General features: G+C 65.8%; 12 protein-coding genes, 1 tRNA gene and 1 rRNA gene. 5 read left to right on the top strand and 9 right to left on the bottom strand.

Annotation, left to right across the window (positions count from 1 at the left end; translation table 11 throughout):
* Nucleotides 1-18 precede the first annotated feature (18 nt).
* Nucleotides 19-1,335, bottom strand: a complete 1,317-nt coding sequence (locus JOF47_RS00070) for a sugar ABC transporter substrate-binding protein (RefSeq protein WP_209995138.1) — start codon at nt 1,333-1,335, stop codon at nt 19-21.
* Nucleotides 1,336-1,628: 293 nt separating this feature from the next.
* Between JOF47_RS00070 and JOF47_RS00065 the strand changes: the two genes are divergently transcribed.
* Nucleotides 1,629-3,362, top strand: a complete 1,734-nt coding sequence (locus JOF47_RS00065) for a glycoside hydrolase family 13 protein (protein WP_209995137.1) — start codon at nt 1,629-1,631, stop codon at nt 3,360-3,362.
* 75 nt (nt 3,363-3,437) lie between these two features.
* Nucleotides 3,438-4,460 (top strand): LacI family DNA-binding transcriptional regulator, encoded by a 1,023-nt coding sequence (locus tag JOF47_RS00060; RefSeq protein WP_209995136.1) that lies wholly within the window; start codon nt 3,438-3,440, stop codon nt 4,458-4,460.
* A 102-nt stretch (nt 4,461-4,562) separates the two neighbouring features.
* Here the strand turns inward: JOF47_RS00060 and JOF47_RS00055 are convergent, their stop codons facing one another.
* Entirely contained in the window at nt 4,563-5,546 is a 984-nt protein-coding gene (locus JOF47_RS00055; RefSeq protein ID WP_209995135.1) for an SMP-30/gluconolactonase/LRE family protein, read from the bottom strand.
* 155 nt (nt 5,547-5,701) lie between these two features.
* On the opposite strand from JOF47_RS00055, the gene JOF47_RS00050 reads away from it, so the two are divergent.
* Nucleotides 5,702-6,895, top strand: coding sequence for a sensor histidine kinase (locus JOF47_RS00050; protein WP_245356187.1), 1,194 nt, complete (start codon nt 5,702-5,704; stop codon nt 6,893-6,895).
* Nucleotides 6,892-7,518, top strand: coding sequence for a response regulator (locus tag JOF47_RS00045; RefSeq protein WP_209995134.1), 627 nt, complete (start codon nt 6,892-6,894; stop codon nt 7,516-7,518). The genes JOF47_RS00050 and JOF47_RS00045 overlap by 4 nt, the downstream gene beginning before the upstream one ends.
* Before the next feature lie 31 nt (nt 7,519-7,549).
* Here JOF47_RS00045 and JOF47_RS00040 read toward each other — a convergent pair whose 3' ends face one another.
* Together JOF47_RS00040 and JOF47_RS00035 are read right to left on the bottom strand one after the other, a co-directional pair.
* Nucleotides 7,550-8,635, bottom strand: a complete 1,086-nt coding sequence (locus JOF47_RS00040; protein WP_209995133.1) for a FecCD family ABC transporter permease — start codon at nt 8,633-8,635, stop codon at nt 7,550-7,552.
* The gene (locus tag JOF47_RS00035) at nt 8,632-9,756 is read right to left on the bottom strand and encodes an iron chelate uptake ABC transporter family permease subunit (RefSeq protein ID WP_209995132.1); all 1,125 of its coding nucleotides are present in this window, start codon (nt 9,754-9,756) and stop codon (nt 8,632-8,634) included. The genes JOF47_RS00040 and JOF47_RS00035 overlap by 4 nt, the downstream gene beginning before the upstream one ends.
* Nucleotides 9,757-9,870: 114 nt before the next feature.
* On the opposite strand from JOF47_RS00035, the gene JOF47_RS00030 reads away from it, so the two are divergent.
* Nucleotides 9,871-10,905 (top strand): ABC transporter substrate-binding protein, encoded by a 1,035-nt coding sequence (locus tag JOF47_RS00030; RefSeq protein WP_465263070.1) that lies wholly within the window; start codon nt 9,871-9,873, stop codon nt 10,903-10,905.
* A gap of 509 nt (nt 10,906-11,414) precedes the next feature.
* On the opposite strand, the gene JOF47_RS00025 is transcribed toward JOF47_RS00030, so the two are convergent.
* The 5 genes from JOF47_RS00025 to JOF47_RS00005 all read right to left on the bottom strand — a co-directional run bounded on the left by JOF47_RS00025 (nt 11,415) and on the right by JOF47_RS00005 (nt 14,365).
* Nucleotides 11,415-11,491: transfer RNA gene (locus JOF47_RS00025), tRNA-Pro, on the bottom strand.
* 71 nt (nt 11,492-11,562) lie between these two features.
* Nucleotides 11,563-12,948, bottom strand: coding sequence for an FAD-binding oxidoreductase (locus JOF47_RS00020; protein ID WP_209995131.1), 1,386 nt, complete (start codon nt 12,946-12,948; stop codon nt 11,563-11,565).
* Nucleotides 12,949-13,018: 70 nt separating this feature from the next.
* Nucleotides 13,019-13,504 carry an SRPBCC domain-containing protein gene (locus JOF47_RS00015; protein WP_209995130.1) on the bottom strand — a complete coding sequence of 162 codons (486 nt, stop codon included), beginning with the start codon at nt 13,502-13,504 and terminating at the stop codon, nt 13,019-13,021.
* 127 nt (nt 13,505-13,631) lie between these two features.
* Nucleotides 13,632-13,748 (bottom strand): 5S ribosomal RNA (rrf, locus tag JOF47_RS00010).
* Between the two features lie 173 nt (nt 13,749-13,921).
* The gene (locus tag JOF47_RS00005; protein ID WP_209995129.1) at nt 13,922-14,365 is read right to left on the bottom strand and encodes a GNAT family N-acetyltransferase; all 444 of its coding nucleotides are present in this window, start codon (nt 14,363-14,365) and stop codon (nt 13,922-13,924) included.
* Nucleotides 14,366-14,470: the final 105 nt, after the last annotated feature.

Genomic DNA, 14,470 nt, shown 5'->3' with positions numbered 1-14,470 from the left:
TGGATTTGCGCAGCGGGACTACTTGCCGCCGGCGATCTTCTTCTCGATGTTTGCAGTCATCTTGGACCAGGCCGCGGCCGGGTCGGATTCCTTGCCCTTGACCAGGTTCAGCTGGGTTGCTCCCCAGTCGGCCCAGACCGCGTCCATGGCCGGGACCGCCGGCATCGGCACGCCGTCTGCGCCGATCTCACCGAAGGCCTTGACCACCGGGTCGCTGGCTGCCTTGTCGAAGGAGGCGGTCAGTGCCGGGGGGCGTCCGCCGACGCTGAACAGCGCGTCCTGGGCTGCTTCCTGCGACAGGTAGTTGACGACGAACTCGTTGGCCGCAAGCGCGTTGGTGGACTTGGCGGAGATGAAGAAGCCGTTGACGCCGATGAACGGCTGCGCCGGATCCGCACCCGCGGTGGGAAGCGCGTCGATGGAGAACTTGATGCCCTTCTTTTCGATGTCGGGCACGTTCCACGGACCGGTCACGAAGTACGGGGATTCACCCGCAATGAACTTCTCCTTGGCGATGTCGCCGGTGATGTTGGAGTTCAGGACCTTCTCGCCCTTGTCGCCCAGGTCGTTCAGGAGCTGCGCGAACTTCTGGCCGCCCTCGTTGCCCATGGTGAGCTTGCCGGCGTCATAGCTGCCATCGGCGTTCTGCGCGAAAACCGGGGAACCCATCGAGGTCTGGAACGGGTAAAGGTGGTACGGGTCCGCCTGCTTCGGGTCCAGGCCCACCAGGAACGGGAATTTGGCCTTGCCGGCGCTGACCGCCTTCTTGCCTTCGGCGAGCACTTCGTCGAGGGTCGTCTTGGCATCGGGTGCGAGTTCGGTGTTGCGGATCAGTGCAACATTTTCGATCGAGTACGGCACCGCGTAGGTCTGGCCGTCGTATGTCACTGCCTTGATGGAGCTTTCGGCGAAGTCCTTGGCCTTGTCGCCCAGCTGCACGGGGGCAACGACGCCGTTCTGGACCAGCTTGCCCAGCCAGTCATGCGGGCCGACCAATACATCAGGCCCCTTGCCGGTAGGGGCCTGGGTGATGAAGTCGTCGCGGACCGCGGCGAAGTCCTTGACGACCAGCTTGACGTCGATGCCCTTCTCCGCCTTGAACTTCGCGGCAATGTCCTTCAACGCCGGGGCCCGTTCGGCATCGACCCACATGGTGAGGCTGGTGGTCGTTGCGGGTGCACTGCTGGCGGCGCTCGTTGCGGCGGCGCTTGAACCGGCTGCCGGGGCTCCGCCGCCGCCACAGGCGGTCAGTGCCAGCGCGGAAATCGCGCCAACTGCTCCGAGGGTGAAGGTGCGGCGCGTGAAGTGTGCACCGGGTTTGGTGGTTCCCGTCATAAATCTTCCTCTTTCAAGTCTCGCGCGCCCCGCCCCGTGGGGGTCGTTGTGGCCGTCGGCGCTTGTATCGTGAATTTAGTGTAAACGTTTCCACTCATGTCGTCTACATCACGTTAAAAGTAGGTTTCGCAGCGCGCCCAACACACCCCTCCACTCACCAGACACGGCGGTCGATTATGCCGTCAAGTCTGGGAACTCGAAGCAACGGCAAGGTCTGCACGACTACTTTTCGATCACGTTGCAGGAAAGTAAACGCTTCCACTTTTACTGTTTTCCTCGCTATGATAGAGCGCATGCCACAGACTCCTGAGCTTGCCGAGAGCGCCCCGCCCGCACAGCACCATCGGCTCGAATCGCCCGTTCACCACGCCTCGACGCATGATGACTGGTGGCGCCGATCGGTGATTTACCAGGTCTACCCCCGCTCGTTCCGGGACACCACCGGCAACGGCGTCGGTGACCTGCCGGGCATTACCCTCGAGCTGCCGAAGATCGCCTCGCTGGGCGTCGACGCCCTGTGGCTTTCGCCATTCTTCGCGTCCCCGCAACGCGACGCCGGCTACGACGTTTCCGACTACTGCGCGGTGGACCCGCTCTTCGGGACGCTTGGCGACTTCGACGACCTCGTCGCCGAAGCAAACCGCCTGGGCGTCAAGATCCTCGTGGACATCGTACCCAACCACTGCTCCAACGAGCACCTGCTCTTTGCCCGAGCCCTTGCCCAGGGCCCCGGATCGGCCGCCCGGGAGATGTTCATCTTCCGCGACGGACGCGGGGAGCGCGGCGACCTGCCGCCAAACAACTGGCAATCGCACTTCGGCGGCTCGGCCTGGACGCGCGTCACCGAGGCCGACGGAAGCCCCGGCCAGTACTACCTGCACCTCTTTGACTCCAGCCAGCCCGACTTCAACTGGGACAACCCGGCCGTGGGCGACGAGTTCGAGCACATCCTGCGGTTCTGGCTGGACCGCGGCGCGGGCGGCTTCCGGGTCGACGTGGCCCACGCCCTGGTCAAGGATGCGGCACTGCCGGATTGGGGCGGAACCCCCGACGGCTCCCCCTCCCCCGGCTTCCCCTTCTCCGACGCCCCCATGTTCGGCCGCCCCGGGGTCCACGACGTGTTCCGCCGCTGGCGGGGAATCTGCGAGGAATACGACGGCGAGCGCGTGCTGTGCGCCGAGGCAAACGTCCATCCGATCGAGGCCATGGCCGACTGGGTGCGCAGCGACGAGATGCACCAGTCCTTCAACTTCCCGTTCCTCCACACAGGCTGGGACGCGCAGGCGTTGAAGGGAATCATCACCCGCTCGCTGAACGCGTTCGACGCCGTGGGTGCACCGAGCACCTGGGTGCTTTCAAACCACGACGTGGCCCGCCACGCCACCCGGTTCGGCACCGTCGCCCCGGCAACGCGTCCGGGCGACGGGCTGGGGCCCGAAGATCCGCAACCGGACTTGGAACTGGGCCTTGCCCGTGCCCGCGCCGCCACGCTGTTCATGCTGGGCCTGCCCGGGGGCGCCTACCTGTACCAGGGCGAAGAACTGGGCCTGGGCGACCACACCGAGCTCCCCCACCCGCTTCGGCAGGATCCCACCTACGCGCGGACCAACGGCGAGCGCCTGGGCCGCGACGGCTGCCGCGTCCCCCTGCCGTGGACCCCCGGAAACCCGACGCTGGGGTTCAGCGATGCCGGTGAGGCATGGATCCCGCAGCCGGCAACCTGGCAGCACCTGACCCGCGAGGCCCAGGAACTGGACCCCGATTCGACCCTGTGGATGTACCGCAATGCCCTGGGCCTGCGTCGGGCCCGCAATCTGGGGCTCGGGGATCTAAGCTGGCTAGTGGACACCGGAACCCCGGAGGTGCTTGGGTTCGCCAACGGCGGCCTCCTGGTCATCATGAACCTGGGGAACGCACAGTTCACGCTGCCGGAAGGCACCGTGCTGCAGGCCAGTTCCGCCACCGCCGTCGATGCCACGGGCCGGCTGTTGAATCCCGATTCAACGGTGTGGCTTCTGCCCGCATGACGCACCGGCAGGGCGTCACGGGCAAGACAGACGGCAAGACCACAAACATGCGAGCAACAAGGGAGACGAGCGAAGATGTCCAGCATTAAGGATGTGGCCCAACGCGCCGGGGTTTCGGTGGCAACCGTCTCCCGTGCGCTCTCGGGCAACGGCAAGGTGTCGTCGGCCTCGCGGGACGCCGTGCACCAAGCCGCCAAGGAACTGGGCTACGTCCTGTCCTACAACGCCTCGTCGCTGGCCTCCGGGCGCAGCCGCAACATCGGCATGGTCATGCCCACCGTCTCCCGCTGGTACTACGCCAACGTGCTCCAGGGGGCCACCCAGGAACTCAACGAACGCGGCTACGACCTGACCCTGTACAACACCAGCGGCGAGCAGCGACACCGCGACGCGGTCTTCCAGGACCTGCTGATGCGCCAACGCCTCGATGCCGTCATCACCGTCACGCTCAAGCTCACGGCACCGGAGCTGCACCAGCTCCAGGCCGTGAAGAAACCGCTGGTGGCCCTGGGCGGCCTGCTGCCGCAGGTGCAGACGATCCGGGTGGACGACTTCAACATCTCGGCCTTGGGCACCGAGCACCTGATCTCGCTGGGACACCGGGACATCGCCTTCCTGGGCGGAACCGACGAATTCAACATCGACTTCTGCCTGCCCTCGGCCCGCCTTGACGGGTTCGAGTACGCGCTGGACCAGGCGGAGATCCGGGTGAACCCCCAGTGGCTGCTCAACGCCGATTTCACCACCGCCGGCGCCTACCAAAAGGTCCGCAGCCTGCTGTCCAACCCGCGCGGGCGGCCCACCGCGCTGCTCTGCGCCTCCGACGAGATGGCCTTCGGCGCCATCATGGCCGCCCGCGACCTCGGCCTGAACGTGCCCAACGACTTCTCGGTGGTCGGCATCGACGGGCACGAGCTCGGCGACCTCTTCGGGCTGACCACCATTGCCCAGCACCCGCACGCCCAGGGCGAGGCGGCCGTGCGACGCATCATGGAATTGCTGGGCGAGGAAGACCCGACTCCGGACGGCGCTGCCCCGGAGTTCTTCCCCACCGAATTCGTGCTGCGCACCTCCACCGCACCGCCCGCGGGGGCATGACTTTCGACGCCTCCCGGCCGAGGGCATCAACCATGCCCCGGGGCGGCCGGAGCCATCGTCCCGCTGGCTCGCCGTAGCGGATCAACGGGACGATCACCACGGCTAGCGCGCCAACGGGTTGGTGATGACTTCGTACGGGCCGGAGGCCACCTGTTCGTCGAACTTCGAGTCCACAAACAGGGTCTGCCCGCGCAACCGGGCAACGGTGGTCAGCACCCGGTCCGGATCGGTGGCCCGCTGGCCGAGCAGGCGAATGCTGCTGCCGTCGGCGCTGAGACGCAACGTGGTCAGTTTCTTGCTGAAGTTCTGCACCACCGAGAGCGTATTGCCGCGCAGCAACAACCCGTCGGCATTGACCAGGTCAATACCTCTGGTATCGATGGCCGTGGCCTTGCGGGTCTTGATGTCAAAGCGCCACAGCTTTCCGCTGTTGCCCTGTGCCACCACGAAGGCCGACCTGTCGGCGGACAGCTCGATCCCGCCGAGGTTGAATCCGTCCCTGCGCTCGATGGTGCCGGTTGCATCGGCCCACAACACGGCCGTGTATTTGCCGCCGGACTTGGCCACGCGGAAGATCTGCGCATCGTTCGAGTTGGTGAAGTATGCGGCGCCGTCGGCACCAATGACCACGTCGTTGAGGAACACGTCCGTGCCCGGGGCCTTCAGTGCAGCTTGCAGCTCGCCACGGGCGTTGTACACCCAGAGGTCGGGCCGGTCGTTGCCGATGCCGTTGGGTCCGCCGGCAATGTAGATGTTGCCCGCACGGTCCACGGTGATGCCACGGGCCGTGTAGCGGCCATCGGTGCCGTTGCCGCCCAGCCATTCGCGCATCGCAGAGGTGCCCGAAGCCCCGTGGTGGATCTCGCCGCCGGTGACTTCGCTGACGTAGAAGGTGCCACGCCGTGGGTCCGTCCCGATGCCCTCGAACTTCGAGCCGCCTGCGTCGCCGGTCATCGTGTAGGTTTCTGTCCGGTGGTCCGGGGCGGCGTTGGCCGGGGTCGCCAGTGCGGCCGAGCCGATGCCCCCGGCAAGAATGGTGCCGGCCAGGATCGTGGAAGCCAGCAGCCCGGTGGATTTTTTCGACATGTTCTCTCCTTGAGAATCGTGGTTTCGGATTCTTCGTCGTCCACCCATCAGTTTTCCCGCGGGAACACCGCTGCGGCATCCGGCATATGGGCACCGTGAACTAGCCAAATGGACGATGCCGAAGCCGCCGTTTCCCCTCTAGGCTGGACGGAATCATGAGTACACACGCAGAACAAGGAATGCGCGGCATCCTTGCCCCCGCGACGCTATTGGCACCCTGGCTGCATCTGGTGTTGGTTGCACTCGTGGCGACCAGCACCTGGCGCTACCTGGAACGGCACGGTCTTGCGGACAACGCGATCTCGATCGTGCTCGGGGCGGCGGCCCTCATCGCCCTCTACGCCGTACGGCCGCTGGCGCGCGGGCGCACCGGGTGGCTCGTTGCGTGGACCTGCTCCACGGTGCTGCTCTGGGCTGCGCTGACGATCGCCGCGCCCTCCTTCGCATGGTGCGCGGTACCGGTGGCCTTCGCCGTGCTCAGCGTGCTGCCCGAAGGCTGGGCCGTTGGCACGCTGTCGGCCATGATGCTCGTCATCGCCCTGTCATGGGCACGCATCGGCACCGACTTCGACCCGACACTCGTCGTTGGCCCGATGGGTGTTGCGGTGGTGACCCTCATGTCATTTCGCGCGCTCACGAGGCAAACCCGCGAGCGCGAGGCGCTTCTGGAGAAACTGACCGAGGCGCAGGACGAACTCGCCCGGGCAGAACGGCGTACCGGGGCTCTCACCGAGCGCACCAGACTCTCCCGCGACCTCCATGATTCCGTCGGCCAGGACCTTTCCAGCATCAACTTGCTGCTCCAAGCGGCACGGCAATCGTGGGATGCCCGCCCCCTGGAGGCCCGCGAAAACGTGTCGGTGGCGGCCTCGACCGCCCGCGATGGCTTGGATTCGATCCGTCGCATGGTGCGCGACTTCGCCGGCCCGAATGCCGACGACCCCACGTCCGCGGAGTCGCTAAACACCCGGCTCAGGCACGCGATCGCCGCAACCGCCACGGGATCGCCGATCGAGTTCCACTCGTTTGGAACCGTCCCGGTCCTGCCGCCCGAGGTCACCGAGGCCCTGGTCTTCACCACACGCGGTGCCTTGGCCAATGTGCGCGAGCATGCGCGGGCCACCCGCGTGGCCGTGACCATCACGTACAACAGCGACGAGGTCCTCCTGGACATTCGCGACGACGGCATCGGCTTTGACCCCGGGTCCGTGGCAACCTCAACCTTGCGCGGGCACGGGTTGCGGGGAATCCGTGAACGTGCCCAGTCACTCGGCGGTGCCTTTGCAGTGGACTCCGCACCCGCGGAAGGCGCCACCGTCTCGGTTCGCTTTTCCCTGGAGGAATCATGATCAGGCTGATGATTGTCGACGACCACCCCGTGGTCCGCGCCGGACTGCGTGCGCTGATCGACTCGCAGGAGGACCTTGAGGTTGTGGCGGAGGCCGGCAACCTCACCGATGCGGTTGCCGCTGCGCTGGAGTTCCAACCGCATGTCACGCTGATGGACCTGCACCTGGGCGCGGAAAACCCGGGCGGCATCGAGATCACCGCCGCGTTGCGCGGGCTCAAGCACGCACCCGAGGTACTTGTGCTCACCACCTATGACACGGAGGCCGACATCGTGCGCGCGCTGCAGGCCGGGGCGCGTGGCTATTTGCTCAAGGACGCCCCTCCGAACGACCTGTTTGCCGGCATCCGCGCCACCGCACGCGGGGAAACCGCGCTTGCACCGTCCGTCGCTGCCGCCTTGGTTCGGCGCACCTCCAACCACGGGGCCGGCGTCACTGAACGAGAGGTGCAGGTCCTGGACCTGCTGGCCAAGGGCCTGGGGAACAAGGACATCGCCAGGGAACTCTTCGTCTCCGAAGGCACGGTGAAGTCCCACCTGGCCCACGTCTACACCAAGCTCGGCGTGGATTCACGCGCGGGAGCGGTGGCCGTGGCGATCGAAAGGCGCATCATTCGCGCCTGAGCCGGGTTCGACGGGGCGTTTCCTGCCGGGTCTACCGTGCGGTGCGCCGGCCCTCGCGGGCCAGCAGCCAGATCAGGTAGATCCCGCCGATGCTCACCGTCACCACGCCCACGGGCAGCTGCACGGGGGCAAAGAGCCGCTGCGCCACCAGGTCGCTGAGCACCAGCAGCAGCGCGCCCATGCAGGCGGCCGGCACCAGCCGCATGCCGGCGCCCCGGTTCAGCCGCTTGGCCAGCTGGGGCGCCACCAGGGCGACGAAGGCGATCGGCCCGGCGATCGCCGTGGTGGCCGCGGTGAGCAGCACCGCCAGCACGATCATGCCCAGCCGGGTCCGCTCCACCCGCACGCCCAGGGCGGTTGCCGTGTCGTCGCCCATTTCCAGCATGTGCAGCCGGTTACCGCCGGCCAGGGTGAGGGCCAGCACCGGGAGGATGACGAGTGTTGCGGGCACGATCGTGGACCAGCTGACCCCGTTGAGGGTTCCGGCTCCCCAGACGGCCGCCGCCATGGCAACCTCGATCTCGGCGCGCAGCACCAGCCACTGGTTCAGCGCGGCGAGCATGGCCGAGATGCCGATGCCCACCAGGATCAGCCGGAAGCCGTGCGAACCGCGCCGCCAGGCCAGCAGGTAGACGGCCAGCGCCGTCAGCAGCCCGCCGGCGAGCGCCCCGATCGAGGTGGCGACGAAGCTTCCCCCCACCAGGGTCAGGGCCAGCAGCGCGCCGGTGTAGGCGCCGGTGGAAAAGCCGATGACATCCGGGGATCCCAGCGGGTTCCGGGTCAGCGATTGGAAGACCGCTCCGGCAACGCCCAGCGCGGCGCCGAAGACCAGCGCCGCCACTGCGCGCGGGGCGCGCCACTGGAAGACGATGGTGTTTTCCAGGCCCTGCCCGCCGCCGAACAGGACGTTCAGGATCTGCCCGGGGCCCATCGGGTAGTCGCCGCTGCCGATGACCAGCAGGGCCGTCAGCACGGCAAGCCCCGCCAGCACCAGGCAGAGCAGGGCCTCGCGGCCGCCGCGGCGCACGCGCCTCGGTGCGCGCACGGCCGGCGTGGTTCCCGGCGTGGTCCTGGCTTTGGGTTCGGCTGTGGTCTTGGTTTCGAGTCCGGCGCTCATACGGCCACCGGCTTCCGGCGGCGTGCCAGCATGACCAGCACGGGGGCGCCGACAAACGCGCAGACGACCCCGGCCTCGAGCTCGCCGGGAATGAGAACACGGCCCAGCACGTCCGCCAGCAGTAGGATGATCGGGGCCAGCACTGCGGTGAAGGCCAGCATCCAGCGGGCGTCGGGCCCGGAGAACCGCCTGGCCAGGTGCGGGGCCATGAGCCCCAGGAAGCTGATGGCGCCCACGGCCGCGGTGGCGGCACCGGCCAGCACCGTGACGGCCAGCAGGATCAGCACGCGCGCCCTGCCCACCTTGTAGCCCAGGGCCAGGGCGGTGTCGTCCCCCAGCGCCAGGGCGTTCAGGGACCGGCCGGTGAAGGCGGCCAGCACGACGCCCGCCAGCACCGCGAGCGCCAGCGGGGCCAGCACGTCCGCGGAGCGTCCCTCGAGCGAGCCGATGGTCCAGGCCCGCAACTGGTCGAATGCCGCCGGATGGACCAGTGCCAGGGCAGTGCCGATCCCGGAGAGCACGGCGCCCAACGCCACGCCCGCAAGCACCAGCCGCACGGGATCGCTGGACCGCGCCCCGGCCATGCCCACCAGGTACACGGCGCCCGTCGCCAGCACCGCGCCGCCGAAGGCGAACCACACATAGCCGCCGAAGCCGTTGACGCCGAAGGTTCCCACGGCGATCACGATCGCAAGCGAAGCACCCGCGTTGACGCCCAGGATGCCCGGTTCCGCCAGCGCGTTGCGGGTCATCGACTGGACCAGCGCCCCGGCGATTCCCAGGGCGGTTCCGGCCAGCACGCCCAGGATCGCTCGCGGCACGCGGGAATCGCGGATGATCGCGTGGTCGGCCGAACCGTCCGGGTGCAGCAGCGCGTCGAGCACGGTCGACAGATCGATGTGCTTGGACCCCACGGCCAGGGATGCCAGAGCCAGCAGGACCAGCACGATCACGAACCCTGCCAGCAGCGACGCGCGTCGCACCTTGGTGCGCGGCGCCTCCGAAGCAGGGGGGCAGCCCGGGGTCTTCGCATCCGGCGCGGCAGCGCCTGGCACAACCGCGTATTCAAGCACGCCTTGGGGGTTTTTGGGGTTCGCCGCAGCGGAGGTGGGGCTTGCCACGAATCATCCTCCTTAGCTTCGAACCGTTCAACATTACCGCGCCGACGCGGCGTCGAAGGACGCTGCGCCCGCCCGACTTAGGCCAACACAAAAACAATAGGATACATTTGTGTCGTGAAATTGACTTCTTCCCTACGCCAGCCTCGCTTCGGCGCGGCCAAGGCCACAGCCGCACTACTCTTGATCGCCCTCACCGCGGGATGCGGTGCCAGCGGCACCACCGACACCGCCGCAGGCAACACCGATGTCGCAATCGGCGGCGAACGCTTCTCCACCGCCGACGAGGAAACCGCAAAGTTCGGTGCCAACGTCGCCCCGGGAGTCTTCCCGCGCACGCTGACCCACGCCAACGGCCAGACCGAAATCGCGAAGAAGCCCGAGCGCGTCGTCGTGCTCGACACCGGCGAGCTCGACGCCGTGCTGTCCCTGGGCATCACCCCGGTCGGCATCCCCTCCACCGAGGGCGCCAACTCGATCCCCAGCTACCTTGCCGATGCCGTCAAGGACGCCAAGAGCGTCGGCACCATCCAGGAACTGAATCTGGAAGCGGTCGCCGCACTGAAGCCGGATTTGATCATCGGCTCCCAGCTGCGCGCGGACAAGCTCTACCCGCAGCTTTCGCAGATCGCGCCGACCGTCTTCTCGATCCGCCCGGGTTTCCCGTGGAAGGAAAACTTCCGCCTGGCAGCCTCCGCGCTCGGTGAGGAAACCAAGGCCGTCGAGGTGCTCAACGCCTACCAGGACAAAGCCACTGCGCTGGGCAAGGACGTCCCCGGCGACCCGAAGATCTCCCTGCTGCGCTTCCTGCCGGAAAAGATCCGCCTCTACGGCAACGCCTCGCTGATCGGCGTCATCCTCAAGGACGCGGGCCTCTCCCGTCCGGAGAACCAGAACATCGAGGACCTGGCAGCCGAAATCTCCTCGGAGAACCTGGCCGAGGCCGACTCGGACTGGATCTTCTACACCTCGTACGGCACCCCGGAGGCCACCGGCGAGAAGGCCGCGCTCGAGGGCCCGATCTGGAGCAAGCTGGAGGCCGTCAAGGCCGGCAACGTGCAGCGCGTGAACGACGACGTCTGGTTCCTGGGCCTCGGCCCGACCGGCGCCTCGATCGTCCTCGACGACCTGCGCACCTACCTGGTGAAGTAGCCGCTTCGCTGCAACAAGTTTTCAAACAGCCGTGGGCCCGGATTCTTGCCGGGCCCACGGCCATTTAACCGCCATTCTCCGGCCGCTTCGTCGGCGCCAGCAACTCCGGGTGCCGGGAACACCCCGCCAAGGCCGCACGCCACCGCCCAAGCTCCCCGCCGCGGGCACGGTCCGCCACATTGAACGCGCCATTGCACTCGACACCTGCTTCACGCTTGCAACCGTGGGCTGGACATCGCGGTCGGCGGCATCGCGGAACCGTACCCGTCCGGGACCGCGCTTACTGTTCCCGGACCTGAAGAGAGCAGCGGGCCTTGGCCCGGTATCGGCTGGGCAGGCGATGTAGATCTCTTTGGCGCTAAACAGTCGGTCCCGGCGGATACGGGAAATTGGTCCAGGCACCACGCGATTGCCGCCACCACATTCGGGGCCCTGCCGCACGGGATCGAACGGGGCCGTTAAATGGGACGAGCCCCGCAGGAAACCTAGGTTTCCTGCGGGGCTCACATTGGTCGGGATAACAGGATTTGAACCTGCGACCTCGTCGTCCCGAACGACGCGCGCTACCAAGCTGCGCCATATCCCGGTGTTGTACCAACGAGAAAAAAGTTTACCTACTTTTCTCCCCAACACCTAATCGAGATCGATCCGGCCGTTTTAGACGATGGCCTTGCCCGGGTTCAGGATGCCCTTCGGGTCGAAGACCGCCTTGATTTTGCGCTGTAATTCCACGACTTCCGCCGACTGTTCCCAACCCAGCCATTCGCGCTTCACGGTTCCAACGCCGTGCTCGCCGGTGATGGTCCCGCCGACGGCCAGGGCCGCCCGCACCGATTCCTCCAGCGCCGCATCAAGCCGGCCCACGCCGGCGGGCCCGTCCTCCGGATCCACCCAGAAGGTCGGGTGCAGGTTTCCGTCGCCCGCGTGGGCGACAATGCGCACCATCACCCGGTTGCGTGAGGCGATCTGGTCAAGGGTTCGCATGAACTCGACCATGGCCGAGCGCGGAACCGCGACGTCCTCCCCCACACGGTACCGATCGTCCTGTCCGTCACCACGGCTGGCCCGTCGCATTTCAATGAGCTTGACAGCCTGCTCGTCGCCCGCGACGGTGACCTGGGCACCCAGGTTCTCCAAGGCGGACCGAATGATTGCATCCTCAATCTCGGCCCCGTGCCCGTCGGTGCGCACCAGCAGCAACGCCCCGCCACGTGCGCTCAGGTCCGATCCGTACGTCGCATCGAGCACGCGCAGCGTCCCGACATCCAGAAGCTCCAAGATGGCGGGTTGCACCCGCACGCGGGCGATTGCAACGACGCCGGCGGCGGCCTGGGCCACGTCGGTGAACACCGCCGCGATCGAGCAGGTCTTCTCGCTGAGGTAGCGCAGGCGAACGGTCACGGAGACCACGATGCCCAGAGTGCCCTCGGAACCAACCAGCAACGAGGTCAGGTCATAGCCGGCAACGCCCTTGAAGGTGTTGCGCCCGGTGGAGATCAGCGTGCCGTCGGCAAGCACCACCTCCAGCCCGAGGACCGAGTCGGTGGTAACGCCGTATTTGGCGCAGCGCAGTCCGCCGGCATTGGTCGCAACGTTTCCGCCGATGGTCGACTGCTGATAGCTGGCGGGATCGGGTGCGTACATGAGCCCGTGCTTGGCAACGGCATTGTTCAGATCCGCGTTCACGACGCCGGGTTCCACGACCGCGACTTCGTCGTCCACCCGGATCTCCAGGATCCGGTTCATGCGCTCGAGGGAGAGCACGATGCAGCGTGCGCTCGTGTTCGCGCCGCCTGAGACGCCTGTACCGGCCCCGCGCGGCACGACGCTGACTCCTGCTGCCGAAGCCAGGCGCAGGGCCGTCTGAACGTCCTCCACGCGCTCGGCAAAGACCACGGCAATTGGCAGCTGGTAGTCGGAAGCGAGCTTGCCGAAGTCATGGCTGCATGTGGCAAGCACTTCGGTGTCTATGGAAACGGATCCCGAACCGATTTCTTGGATCAGGTCTTCAATCAATGCGTCATCGGTGCATGCCAGGCTCATGTCAGCCCTTCAGTAGTGGTCAGTGAATCTCGCTTTGCCTCGAGCGCGAGCCTGACCGATCATGATGAGGTCAGCCTTGAGCGCCCATGAAACGAGCATAGTATGCAATAACTTCGGGCCATCGCACATAACGCTCATATTGCGCCTCGCCTGCAGGGCCACGGGCCCAGCCACCGTGTCGCACCGTCACTTCCGTGCCTGTGCCCGCATCGGCGAATTCAAATGCAAGTCGGGTCGGAGCCGCATTCTCCATCCCCAGGCTGAAATCTAGAACGATACGTACCGGCACCTCCAAGTCAACGATTGATCCCCAAAGATGCTGCTGGCCTTCTTCGGATTCTTCCAGGAGCTGCCCCTGGGCGAACGATACATGGCTGCCCGGACCAAAGTGGGAATAGACGTTTACCGGCCACCAGAGGTGGATATAGTCGGTGAATCCTTCAAACGCCTGGTCGACCGGCACCGGGACCGAAACGGAATTGATGAGCTCCGGAAGCGGTACCGATTCTTCAGAGTGGTCACCGGATGATGCAGCATGAGAAAAAAGTCCGTCCATGACTCAACAGTAGCGGTTGCACCGAATTGAGTGCAGGGTTGGCAATCAATCTGCGGCCTGGCATCGGCAACTCATGTTAAACATCAGAACCCCCAAGCCTATGGCTTGGGGGTTCTGGGACAATTATGTCCGGCGGTGTCCTACTCTCCCACACCCTCCCGAGTGCAGTACCATCGGCGCTGTGGGTCTTAGCTTCCGGGTTCGGTATGGGACCGGGCGTTTCCCCCACGCTATGACCGCCGTAACTCTATTACCTAACATTCCTTATTCAGGATGTCGGTAGCTTTAGTGAGTCACAACAAGTGCTGTGGTTCTTCGTTTACAACTATAGTCGAGATGTCGAGCTAGGGCGAATCCCAGGGGCAATATGGGCCGTGATGCTCATCACCGCCACCGGTGCCGCCACTGACCTGAGCTTCAGAGTGCTTTTGCCATACGGATGGACGTCGGCTCGTAGCCCAGTGATTCATAAAGCGCGCGGGCCGACGTGTTGTATCCAAAGACGTTGAGGCCAAGTTCGCTTGCACCGAGTTGTTTTGCGGTCTGCTCGGCCAGAATCATGGCCTGTCGGCCATATCCATGACGTTGGTACTGCTCGTATATTTCGATGTCCCACACCCACCATTTGTCCGGGCCGGAGTCGAGCTGAGGGCCGATCCAGAGGTACCCTACGTTTTCGCCTTCTCGGTAAACATTGAATACCAAGTGCCCCTCGATGGGCACACCCCCAGGAAATAACCTATTGAAACTGGCATCCGCATTGGCTTGAGATTCCTCTCGGGATTCGCCGGATCGCATGCGGCTTTCGATGTACTCGGCCTTGATTGAGGTCAGCCATGCCGGCATGTTCGAAACAGCCATGGGTGTGAGTCCTATTGCCATATCTAAAGAATGGCAGCAAAGCGCCGCTACGAGAAACTCGCCTCGCGGATTCCGTCATGGTCCCCCGCACCCCGGGCGGCGGAC

It is taken from the genome of Paeniglutamicibacter kerguelensis (assembly GCF_017876535.1).
In the GTDB taxonomy this organism is placed as follows: Bacteria; Actinomycetota; Actinomycetes; order Actinomycetales; family Micrococcaceae; genus Paeniglutamicibacter; species Paeniglutamicibacter kerguelensis.
Note: the sequence above shows the minus strand (reverse complement) of the source record. Positions and strands in the feature narration are given on the sequence as shown.